Source organism: Rhodospirillales bacterium, from assembly GCA_016872535.1.
GTDB lineage: Bacteria > Pseudomonadota > Alphaproteobacteria > Rhodospirillales > 2-12-FULL-67-15 > 2-12-FULL-67-15.
This window is the reverse complement of the sequence record VGZQ01000104.1, coordinates 1-8,766: the sequence shown is the minus strand read 5'-3', so window position 1 is coordinate 8,766 and position 8,766 is coordinate 1. Positions and strand designations below refer to the sequence as shown.

Here is an 8,766-nt window from a genome sequence, read left to right as displayed (position 1 = left end):
CGGCGGTGGCGGCGCGGCCGGAATTCCCGCCGGCGGAGGCGGCGGTGTCGCGGGCTGCGCGGGCGAATCCCCGCGCGCACTTGAAGGAGCGCCCCGCGCGGGCGCGGCGGCGCGTTTCTCGACCGGCGCGCGCTTCTCGGTCGCGCGTTTTTCGGGGGCTGGTTTTTCGGCCGGGGCGGCGGCCATCTTGGTCACCGGCTGGGACTTGGCGGCGGTCGGGGGCTTGGGCGCGGCCTTGGCTTCGGCCGCCGCGCCGCCGGGCCCGTGGAAGCGCGAGCGCGGCATTTCGGTCCCCGGCATCCGCAGGGGACCGCCATACCCGGGCACGACCCCCGCTGGCGGCAGCACCAGCGGGCGGCGGCCGCGGCCGCCGTCGTCGATCACGCTGAGGTCGACGACCACGGATTCGTCGTCGTAATAGGGGCCGGCGCCCTGCGCGGCGGCGTCGCGTGTGCCGCTGGCCAATGCGATCGCCAGCATCGCCACGACGGCGGCGGTCGAAGTCGTTCGTTGAATACGTGCCATCCCCGCGTTCCCGAGCCGGAATTTTAGACCAACGCCACCATAAACCAAGGGCGAAACGCCGTACAACCGCCTCGGACCGGCATAAATCTCGCTTGCCGGAATCCCGGTTGGCACGCGGGATTCGGCCGGACGGCGGCGCCTAGCGGCAATCGCGCAGCAACCGGCCCAGGGGTTCGTGGAGCGAATCGTTGGCGGCGAGAATGTCGCCGCTCGCCATCATCGCGGGCCCGCCGTCGAGGTCGCTGACGAAGCCGCCCGCCTCCCGCACCAGCACGATGCCGGCCGCCATGTCCCACGGCGAAAGTCCCGTTTCCCAGAAGCCATCGTAGCGGCCGGCGGCGACATAGGCGAGATCGAGGGCGGCGGAGCCGAACCGCCGGACCCCGGCCGCCACCGCCATCACCTTTTCCAGTTGTCTGAGGAACAGCTTGTGGTCGCGGTGTCCGGCAAACGGGATCCCGGTCGCGAACAGGGCGGGGGCCATGGCTCTGCGCCCCGACACCCGAAGGCGGCGGCCGTTGAGGAACGCGCCTTTGCCCTTTTCCGCCCAATAGAGTTCGTCCGAAATCGGGTTGTAGACGACGCCCGCGACCAGGTCGGCGTCGCGCTCGAGCGCGATCGAGACCGCGAAGTGCGGAATGCCGTGCAGGAAATTGGTGGTGCCGTCGAGCGGATCGACGATCCAGCGGTTCGAGGTGTCGGCGCCGGCGGTCGCGCCCGATTCCTCCATCAGGAATCCGTAGCGCGGCCGCGCGCGGGCGAGTTCCGTGCGCGCCACCCGCTCGGCGCGGTGGTCGGCGGCGGAAACGAAATCGGACTGGCTCTTTTGCGAAACCTGGAGGTTTTCGAGCTCGCCGAAATCGCGCGTCAGCGCGCGGCCCGCCTTGCGGGCGGCGGCGACCATCACGGTGATCAGGGCCGATTGGGTGGTCATGGCCCCATCCTTTCGCTCGCAATGCGCGCGCTCAGTCCTTGGCGCGCTCGACGTAGGAGCCGTCCTCGGTGTTGACGACGACGCGGGTGCCGGCCTCGATGAACGGCGGCACCATGATGCGCACGCCGTTGGCGAGCTGGGCGGGCTTGTAGGACGACGCCGCGGTCTGGCCCTTGACCACCGGATCGGCCTCGGTCACTTCCAGCGTCACGGTCTGCGGCAGGTGGACGGCGACCGGCTTCCCTTCGATCAGGTCCATGGTCACCGGCATGTTCTCCTGCAGGAACGCGCACCGTTCGCCGAGCATGTCCTTGGAGAGCGTGGTCTGCTCGTAGCTCTCGCTGTCCATGAAGGTCAGCATGTCGCCGTCGGCATAGAGGTACGAATACTCGCGTTCGTCGACCGAAAGCTTCTCGACCGTGTCCTGGGTGCGCCAGCGCACGTTGGTCTTGGTGCCGCCGAGGACGTCGCGCATCTCGACCTGGATGAAGGCGCCGCCCTTGCCCGGCTGGATCAGCTGGATCTTGAGGACCGACCACTGCTTGCCCTCGTGCTCGATGACGTTGCCGGGGCGGATGGTGTTGGCTTGGATTTTCATGGCGGGCGGGTTCTACCAGCCGGGGAAGGGACTGGCAACGCCCGGCGGCGGAAAAAATCACGCGGGCGGATAGGGATGAAGGCGCCCCGTGGCGTCCCGCACCCGGCCGCGCTCGTCCGGACCGTACGTCTCCTCGATCGGCACCTTGCCGTGCCCGCCGGGGATGTCGAGAACGTAGGTCGGCAGCGCGAGCCCCGACACCCGGCGGCGCAACTCCGCCATCAGGGCGCGGCCCTCGGCGACCGGCACGCGGAAGTGCGCGGTGCCGGAAGCGAGGTCGCACTGGTGCAGGTAGTAGGGCTTGATGCGGAGCGCCACCAGCGCCTCCATCAGGGCGGCCAGGGTGTCGGCGTCGTCGTTGACGCCGCGCAAGAGAACGGTCTGCGCCAGCACCGGAATCCCGGCGTCGATGAACCGGCGGCAGGCGGCGGCGGCATCAAGCGTCAATTCGCGCGGGTGGTTGCAATGGACGGCGAGAAAGAACGCCTTCGCCGCGCGGCACGCGGCGACCAGTTCGGGCGTCACGCGCAGGGGCGCGGCGACGGGCACGCGGCTGTGGACGCGGATGGTGGCGAGGTGCGGGATGGCGTCGAGCAGGCCGACGAGGCGCTTAAGGCGCGCGGGCGACAGCACCAGCGGATCGCCGCCAGTGAGGATCACTTCGCGGATTCCGGGCCGGGCGCGCACGTAGGAAAGCGCTTCGTCGATTTCCGCGTCGCTCAGGGTGCGCGGCTCGCCCAACAGTTCGCGCCGGAAGCAAAAGCGGCAATGGACCGCGCACGCCTCGGTCGGCATCAACAGCACCCGGTCGGCGTGGCGATGCACCAGGCCGGGCACGGGCGAATGGGCCTTGTCGCCGATCGGGTCTGCTCTTTCTTCCGGCCCTCGGCTAAGCTCGTCGGGGGACGCGACGTACTGGCGCGCGATCGGGTCCGCCGGATCGCCCGCATCAATCAGCGCGTGTGTCTCCGCCGAGATCAACTCGGGCCACGGCGAAACCATCGGCGCGAACGTGTTCATCAGGATAAAGTCCCGGAACCCATGACAAGCCCCGAACCCTGGTGGAAGCCGGACGCTTTGGCAAGGCGGGAAAAGGCGCTTGAGCTGCGCGGGCGCGTGCTCAAGGCCACCCGCGCCTTCTTCGAGGGCCGGGGCTTCGCCGAGGTCGAAACGCCAGCGCTGCAAGTCAGCCCGGGGATGGAAACGCACTTGCGCGCCTTCAAGACCGAACTCCGCGAGCCCTTCGGCCAAGGGGCGCGCGCGCTTTATCTCCACACCTCGCCCGAGTTCGCCATGAAGAAACTGCTGGCGGGGGGCATGACGCGCATCTTCCAGATCGCGCGCGTTTTTCGCAACGAGGAACGCTCGGCGCTCCATCATCCCGAATTTGCCATGCTGGAGTGGTACCGCGCGGGCGCGTCGCTATCGGCGATCATGGACGACTGCGAAGGTCTGCTGCGCGCGGCGGCCGAGGCCGCCGGGGCGCGCCGGTTCGCATGGCGCGGAAAAGAGAGCGACCCTCATCAACCGTGGCGGCGGCTTTCGGTCGCGGAGGCGTTTTCCGAATACGCCGGCCTCGACGTGCTGGCGTTGGCCGACGATGTGCCCGCCTTTCGCCGGGCGGCGGAAAGCTTGAAAATCAAGACCGGCGCGGAAGATTCCTGGGACGACGTTTTCTTCCGCATATTCCTCGATCGCATCGAGCCCCGTTTGGGCCATCCGACGCCGACCATTCTTTACGGGTATCCCGCGTCCATGGCGGCGCTGGCGAAACTGGACGACCGCGACCCGCGCGTCGCCGAGCGGTTCGAGTTGTACGTCGCCGGGGTGGAACTCGCCAACGCCTTCGGCGAACTCACCGACGCGGCCGAACAGCGCCGCCGGTTCGAGGCGGATAACGCCAAGCGCGAAAAACTGTTCGGCGAACGCTATCCGGTGGACGAGGATTTCCTCGCCGCCCTCGGCGCCATGCCGCCGGCCGCCGGCATCGCGCTCGGGTTCGATCGCCTGGTCATGCTCGCCGCCGGCGCCGACACCATCGACAACGTGCTGTGGGCGCCGGTTGTCTAATCAGGGGAACTTTCCGCCATGAATCTTCGCCGCCTCGATCATCTGGTCGTCACCGCCCGCGACATGGAGGCGACCGTCAAGTTCTATACCGAAATTCTCGGCATGCGCCTGGTGACGTTCGGCGAAGGGCGCCGCGCCCTTGCGTTTGGGGATCAGAAGATCAATCTGCACGATGCGACGAAGCCGTACGTGCCCCACGCGCGCCGGCCCGAACCGGGCGCAGTCGATATCTGCTTCATCGCCGCCGAGCCGGTCGAGCAGGTGATGGTGGAATTGCAGGCAAAGGGGATCGCGATCGAGGAAGGGATCGTGCCCAAGACCGGCGCGCGAGCGAAACTGCGTTCGCTCTACATCCGCGACCCCGACGGCAACCTGATCGAGATTTCGAACGAGGTGGAGTGACGCTTAAGCCGCCGCAATTGCTTCGTTGAATTCCTTCACCGCCGCCGCCGGGCCGTCGGGGTGGTCCCACACGGCGGAGACGACGGCGAGGAAATCCGCGCCCGCGCGCACCAAGGGCGCGCAGTTCGCGGGCGTGATGCCGCCGATGGCGACGCAGGGCACCACCAAAACTTCCGAACACCAGGCGAGCAGGTCCACGTCGGCACGCGTCTTTGGCTCCTTGGTGCCGGTCGGGAAGAAGGCGCCGAAGGCAATGTAGTCGGCGCCTTTTTCCGCCGCCTCGATGGCGAGGTGGCGCGAATCGTGGCAGGTGACGCCGACCACGCCGTCGTCGCCGAGCGCTTTTCGCGCTTCCTCGTACGACGCATCCTCCTGACCGATGTGCACGCCGTCGCAGCCGGTGGCTGCCGCCAGGTCGGGCCGGTCGTTCATGATGAACGTGACGCCGCGTTCGCGCGCGATGGGGAGCAATGTTTCCGCCGCGCGCTTGATCGTGTCGTCGTCCGCGTCCTTCAGGCGCAATTGCGCCGCCGCCACGTCGCCTCCGTCGAGGGCCGCCTTGAACGCGTCGGCGAACGCCGGCAACACGATCTTCGGCGGCGTGATCAGATATAAACGAGTGCGCGCATCAGCCATGATCGGGCCTTTGCGCATAAATCGTGGCGCCTGACTGTCGGGCGATATCCGCGACCTTGGCGAACACGTCGGCGGGCGCCTTGAGCACGATCGCCTTCACCCCTTCGCGCAGCGCGCCGAGCGCAATGCCGGGGTCGCTTCCGCAATCGAGGATCGCCTCGAACATCGCGCTAGGTTCGGCGCGCGCCGCTTCGGCCATCATTTCCCGCCACACGGCGGGGCCGAGCGTTCGGGCCGCGCCCGGCGCGCTCACCAAAATGAGGCGCATGCCTTGTTCGCGCGCGGCCCTGAGCGCGGCCTTCGCCTGCCCGAGATCGTGGACGACGAAGGCCGGCGCGGTCATCAAAGACTCACTTGGCGTTGGCCATCGCCAGCGCGGTGTCGGCCATGCGGTTGGAGAAGCCCCATTCGTTGTCGTACCACGACAGCACGCGCACGAAATCGCCGTCGATCACCTGGGTCTGGGTCAGGTCGAACATGGAGCTGTACGGGCAGTGATTGAAATCGACCGACACCAGCGGCTCGTCGTTGGTGCCGAGCACGCCCTTGAGCTTGCCCTTGGCGGCCTTGAGGATGGCGGCGTTGATCGCCTTCGCGTCGGTCTTCTTCTTGGCGACAAACTTGAAATCGACCACCGACACGTTGGGGGTGGTGACGCGGATGGCGGTGCCGTCGAGCTTGCCCTTCAATTCCGGCAACACCAGACCGACCGCCTTGGCCGCGCCGGTCGAGGTCGGGATCATGGAGAGCGCCGCCGCGCGCGCCCGGCGCAGGTCCTTGTGCAGCGTATCCACCGTGCGCTGGTCGCCGGTGTAGGCGTGGATCGTGGTCATGTAGCCCTTGACGATGCCGACCGCCTCGTTGAGCACGTAGGCGACCGGCGCCAGGCAGTTGGTGGTGCAGGACGCGTTGGACACGACCACGTGCTTTCCGGTCAGCTTGTCGTGGTTGACGCCGTAGACGACGGTGAGATCGACCCCGTCGGCCGGGGCGGAAACCAGCACCTTCTTCGCGCCGGCGGTCAGGTGCTGCGCGGCGGACGCGCGATCGGTGAAACGACCGGTGCATTCGAACGCGATGTCGACGCCGAGCTTCTTCCACGGCAGCTTCGCCGGTTCCTTCTCGGCGGTGACCCGGATCGCGGACTTGCCCACGGTCATGACGTCGCCCTTGACCTTGACCTCGACCGGCAGGCGGCCGTGGACCGAGTCGTAGCGGAGCAGATGGGCGTTGGCCTCGACCGAACCCAGGTCGTTGACGCCGACCACCTGAATGTCCTTGCGCCCGGACTCGACGATCGCCCGCAGCACCAGCCGCCCGATCCGTCCGAAACCGTTGATTGCCACGCGTACCGCCATCGTCTCCTCCGCCCGTTGCCAAGTCGAAATTCCGGAAGGGGGCAACTTCGGGCCAAGCGCGCGGCCCGTCAACGATATTTTGCGCGGATTGACGATGCATGTCTGGCATACCTATGCTGCATCGCGTGGGCGAATCCCCACGCGCGTTGAATAATGCGCTCCTACCGGGGCGCGCGCGGGCGAATCCCCGCGCGCATCAAAAGGCGCGCCCCTCTCGGGGCGCTTTGGCGGGAGGTCGTTTTGACGGAAACTCATTTGCAGCGGAAGCCGGGTCGGCTCGGCGCCGCCGAGGCCCGGCTCGAAGCCGCCCTCGGCCGGATCGAAGCGGCGCTCGACGGCGTCGGTCGCGAACTGGCGGCGCGCGCGGACCGGGCGGCGGCCGAGGCCGAATCCCGGGTCCGGGTCGACACGGAGCGCGCCGAAGACCGCGCCGTGCTCGCGCAACTGCGGGAAGAAAACGCGGCGCTGCAACACGTGCGCGATCAGGTGTCGAGCCGGCTCGACGCCGCGGTCGAGCACCTGCGCCAAGTCCTGGCGCACTGAACGGACGAGGGACGACGCCTTTGGCCCAGACATCGGTTCGCATCAACGGCCGCTCGTACCCCATCGTCTGCGACGACGGGCAGGAAGCGCACCTCGCCCGCCTCGCCGAATTCATCGACAAGCGGGTCGGCCAGCTCGCCGCCGCGATCGGGCGCGCCGACGATTCGCGCCTTCTGGTGATGGCGAGCCTGATGATCGCCGACGAATTGCTGGACGCGCAGGCGGAACTGCGCGCCGCGCGCGCGGAAGCCGGCGACAGCCCGGCGCTGGCGGTGGCCGCGGCCGAGGACGCTATCGCCCGGCGCATCGAGCGCGTCGCCGAACGGATCGAAGGTCTCGCCGCCGGGCTGGAACGGTTGCGGCCGGAGCCGAGTGCCGCCTGAAATTCGTTCGATGACCCTCGACCAAGCCAAAAAGGCGACGCGCGCCGAGGCGCAAGCCCGCCGCGCCGCCGCCTTCGCCGCCGATCCGAACGCGGGCGCGCGCCTCGCCGCGAACGTGATGGCCAAGGCGGACGCGCTCGGGCTCGCGCCGGGCGTCGCGGTTTCGGTCTATTGGCCGATGCAGCAGGAAATGGACGTGCGCCCGCTGCTCGACGCGCTCGCCGGTCGCGGCTGCCGGGTCGCGCTGCCGGTGGTGATGGGGAAAGGGAAGCCGCTCGTCTTCCGGCGCTGGCAGCCGGGCCTGGTCCTGAAATCGGGTTCGTTCGGTTTGAGCGAGCCGGGGCCGGAGGAACCCGAGGTTACGCCCCGCGTCGTGTTCGCGCCGTTGCTCGCCTTCGACCGGATGGGCCATCGCATCGGCTGGGGCGCCGGGTTCTACGACCGCACGCTCGCGGGCCTGCGCGCCCAGGGGCCGACCACTGCCGTCGGCATCGCCTACGCCGCCCAGGAGGTGGCCGAGGTGCCGACCGGCCCCTTCGATCAGCCGCTCGACTGGATCGCGACCGAACGCGAAATAACCCGGCTTTCGGGTCACCCCCGCGCAAGCGGGGGTCCAGACCGTTAAAAGTGCTGGATTCCCGCTTTCGCGGGAATGACTGGACAAAGAATCTTTTGCGAAGGCCGAATAACCGATGCGCATTCTGATTCTCGGCGACGTGGTGGGGAGTTCCGGGCGGAAAGCGGTGGCGGAACACCTGCCCGGGCTGCGCCGCGACCTCGATCTCGATTTCGTCATGGTCAACGGCGAAAACGCGGCGCACGGCTTCGGCATCACCGGGCCGATCTGCGCCGATCTCTACGCCGCCGGCGCCGACGTCATCACCACCGGCAACCATGTGTGGGATCAGCGCGAAATCGCGGGCTACATCGAGGGCGATCCGCGCTTGCTGAGGCCGCTCAACTATCCCGCCGGCACGCCCGGGCGCGGTGCGGGCGTCTTTCCCGCGCGCGGCGGGCGTTCGGTGCTGGTGGCGCATCCGATGGGCCGTCTTTACATGGAGCCGCTCGACAATCCCTTCGCCGCGGTCGAGACGGCGCTCGCCAACCATCGGCTCGGCGCATCCGTCGCCGCCGCGCTGGTCGATATCCACGCGGAGGCGACCAGCGAGAAGATGGCGATGGCCCATTTTCTCGACGGGCGCGTGTCGGCGGTGGTCGGCAGCCACACCCACGTGCCGACGGCGGACGCGCGCGTGCTGCCGGGCGGCACCGCCTACATCAGCGATCTCGGCATGTGCGGCGATTACGATTCGGTGA

Annotated in this window: 13 protein-coding genes; 6 read left to right on the top strand and 7 right to left on the bottom strand. The window is 68.4% G+C overall.

Features of this window, described 5'->3' with window-relative positions:
* From FJ311_14940 to FJ311_14925, 4 genes are all read right to left on the bottom strand, one after another.
* Positions 1-525 (bottom strand): hypothetical protein (locus FJ311_14940; GenBank protein MBM3952734.1); only part of this gene is annotated, 525 nt, incomplete at its 3' end.
* Positions 526-664: 139 nt separating this feature from the next.
* A complete protein-coding gene (locus FJ311_14935) occupies positions 665-1,459 on the bottom strand; it encodes an inositol monophosphatase (protein ID MBM3952733.1) in 795 nt (264 codons plus the stop codon).
* A gap of 31 nt (positions 1,460-1,490) precedes the next feature.
* A complete protein-coding gene (gene efp, locus FJ311_14930) occupies positions 1,491-2,057 on the bottom strand; it encodes an elongation factor P (GenBank protein ID MBM3952732.1) in 567 nt (188 codons plus the stop codon).
* Between the two features lie 57 nt (positions 2,058-2,114).
* A complete protein-coding gene (locus FJ311_14925) occupies positions 2,115-3,077 on the bottom strand; it encodes a lysine-2,3-aminomutase-like protein (GenBank protein ID MBM3952731.1) in 963 nt (320 codons plus the stop codon).
* A gap of 21 nt (positions 3,078-3,098) precedes the next feature.
* Here FJ311_14925 and genX point away from each other — a divergent pair, with 21 nt between their 5' ends.
* The gene (gene genX, locus FJ311_14920) at positions 3,099-4,127 is read left to right on the top strand and encodes an EF-P lysine aminoacylase GenX (GenBank protein ID MBM3952730.1); all 1,029 of its coding nucleotides are present in this window, start codon (positions 3,099-3,101) and stop codon (positions 4,125-4,127) included.
* 18 nt (positions 4,128-4,145) lie between these two features.
* Positions 4,146-4,529, top strand: coding sequence for a VOC family protein (locus FJ311_14915; GenBank protein ID MBM3952729.1), 384 nt, complete (start codon positions 4,146-4,148; stop codon positions 4,527-4,529).
* 3 nt (positions 4,530-4,532) lie between these two features.
* On the opposite strand, the gene thiE is transcribed toward FJ311_14915, so the two are convergent.
* The 3 genes from thiE to gap are packed head-to-tail and all read right to left on the bottom strand — an operon-like array spanning position 4,533 to position 6,523.
* Positions 4,533-5,165, bottom strand: a complete 633-nt coding sequence (gene thiE / locus FJ311_14910) for a thiamine phosphate synthase (GenBank protein ID MBM3952728.1) — start codon at positions 5,163-5,165, stop codon at positions 4,533-4,535.
* A complete protein-coding gene (locus tag FJ311_14905; GenBank protein ID MBM3952727.1) occupies positions 5,158-5,508 on the bottom strand; it encodes a hypothetical protein in 351 nt (116 codons plus the stop codon). The genes thiE and FJ311_14905 overlap by 8 nt, the downstream gene beginning before the upstream one ends.
* A 7-nt stretch (positions 5,509-5,515) precedes the next feature.
* The gene (gene gap / locus FJ311_14900; GenBank protein MBM3952726.1) at positions 5,516-6,523 is read right to left on the bottom strand and encodes a type I glyceraldehyde-3-phosphate dehydrogenase; all 1,008 of its coding nucleotides are present in this window, start codon (positions 6,521-6,523) and stop codon (positions 5,516-5,518) included.
* A 153-nt stretch (positions 6,524-6,676) separates the two neighbouring features.
* On the opposite strand from gap, the gene FJ311_14895 reads away from it, so the two are divergent.
* The 4 genes from FJ311_14895 to FJ311_14880 all read left to right on the top strand — a co-directional run.
* Positions 6,677-7,066 carry a DUF4164 family protein gene (locus tag FJ311_14895; protein MBM3952725.1) on the top strand — a complete coding sequence of 130 codons (390 nt, stop codon included), beginning with the start codon at positions 6,677-6,679 and terminating at the stop codon, positions 7,064-7,066.
* 20 nt (positions 7,067-7,086) lie between these two features.
* On the top strand, positions 7,087-7,449 hold the full coding sequence (locus FJ311_14890; protein MBM3952724.1) for a cell division protein ZapA: 363 nt from the start codon (positions 7,087-7,089) through the stop codon (positions 7,447-7,449).
* Positions 7,450-7,459: 10 nt separating this feature from the next.
* Entirely contained in the window at positions 7,460-8,074 is a 615-nt protein-coding gene (locus FJ311_14885) for a 5-formyltetrahydrofolate cyclo-ligase (GenBank protein ID MBM3952723.1), read from the top strand.
* Positions 8,075-8,141: 67 nt separating this feature from the next.
* Positions 8,142-8,766, top strand: a 625-nt coding sequence (locus tag FJ311_14880) for a YmdB family metallophosphoesterase (protein MBM3952722.1), incomplete at its 3' end; no start/stop codon positions are given.

What these genes read in the sequence shown, in the direction of transcription:
- FJ311_14925 (MBM3952731.1), bottom strand. Translation starts at nt 3,077, where the DNA reads ATGAACACGTTCGCGCCGATGGTTTCGCCGTGGCCCGAGTTGATCTCG.
- FJ311_14885 (MBM3952723.1), top strand. Translation starts at nt 7,460, where the DNA reads ATGACCCTCGACCAAGCCAAAAAGGCGACGCGCGCCGAGGCGCAAGCC.
- FJ311_14905 (MBM3952727.1), bottom strand. Translation starts at nt 5,508, where the DNA reads ATGACCGCGCCGGCCTTCGTCGTCCACGATCTCGGGCAGGCGAAGGCC.
- FJ311_14915 (MBM3952729.1), top strand. Translation starts at nt 4,146, where the DNA reads ATGAATCTTCGCCGCCTCGATCATCTGGTCGTCACCGCCCGCGACATG.
- efp (MBM3952732.1), bottom strand. Translation starts at nt 2,057, where the DNA reads ATGAAAATCCAAGCCAACACCATCCGCCCCGGCAACGTCATCGAGCAC.
- genX (MBM3952730.1), top strand. Translation starts at nt 3,099, where the DNA reads ATGACAAGCCCCGAACCCTGGTGGAAGCCGGACGCTTTGGCAAGGCGG.
- thiE (MBM3952728.1), bottom strand. Translation starts at nt 5,165, where the DNA reads ATGGCTGATGCGCGCACTCGTTTATATCTGATCACGCCGCCGAAGATC.
- FJ311_14935 (MBM3952733.1), bottom strand. Translation starts at nt 1,459, where the DNA reads ATGACCACCCAATCGGCCCTGATCACCGTGATGGTCGCCGCCGCCCGC.
- gap (MBM3952726.1), bottom strand. Translation starts at nt 6,523, where the DNA reads ATGGCGGTACGCGTGGCAATCAACGGTTTCGGACGGATCGGGCGGCTG.
- FJ311_14895 (MBM3952725.1), top strand. Translation starts at nt 6,677, where the DNA reads ATGCGCTCCTACCGGGGCGCGCGCGGGCGAATCCCCGCGCGCATCAAA.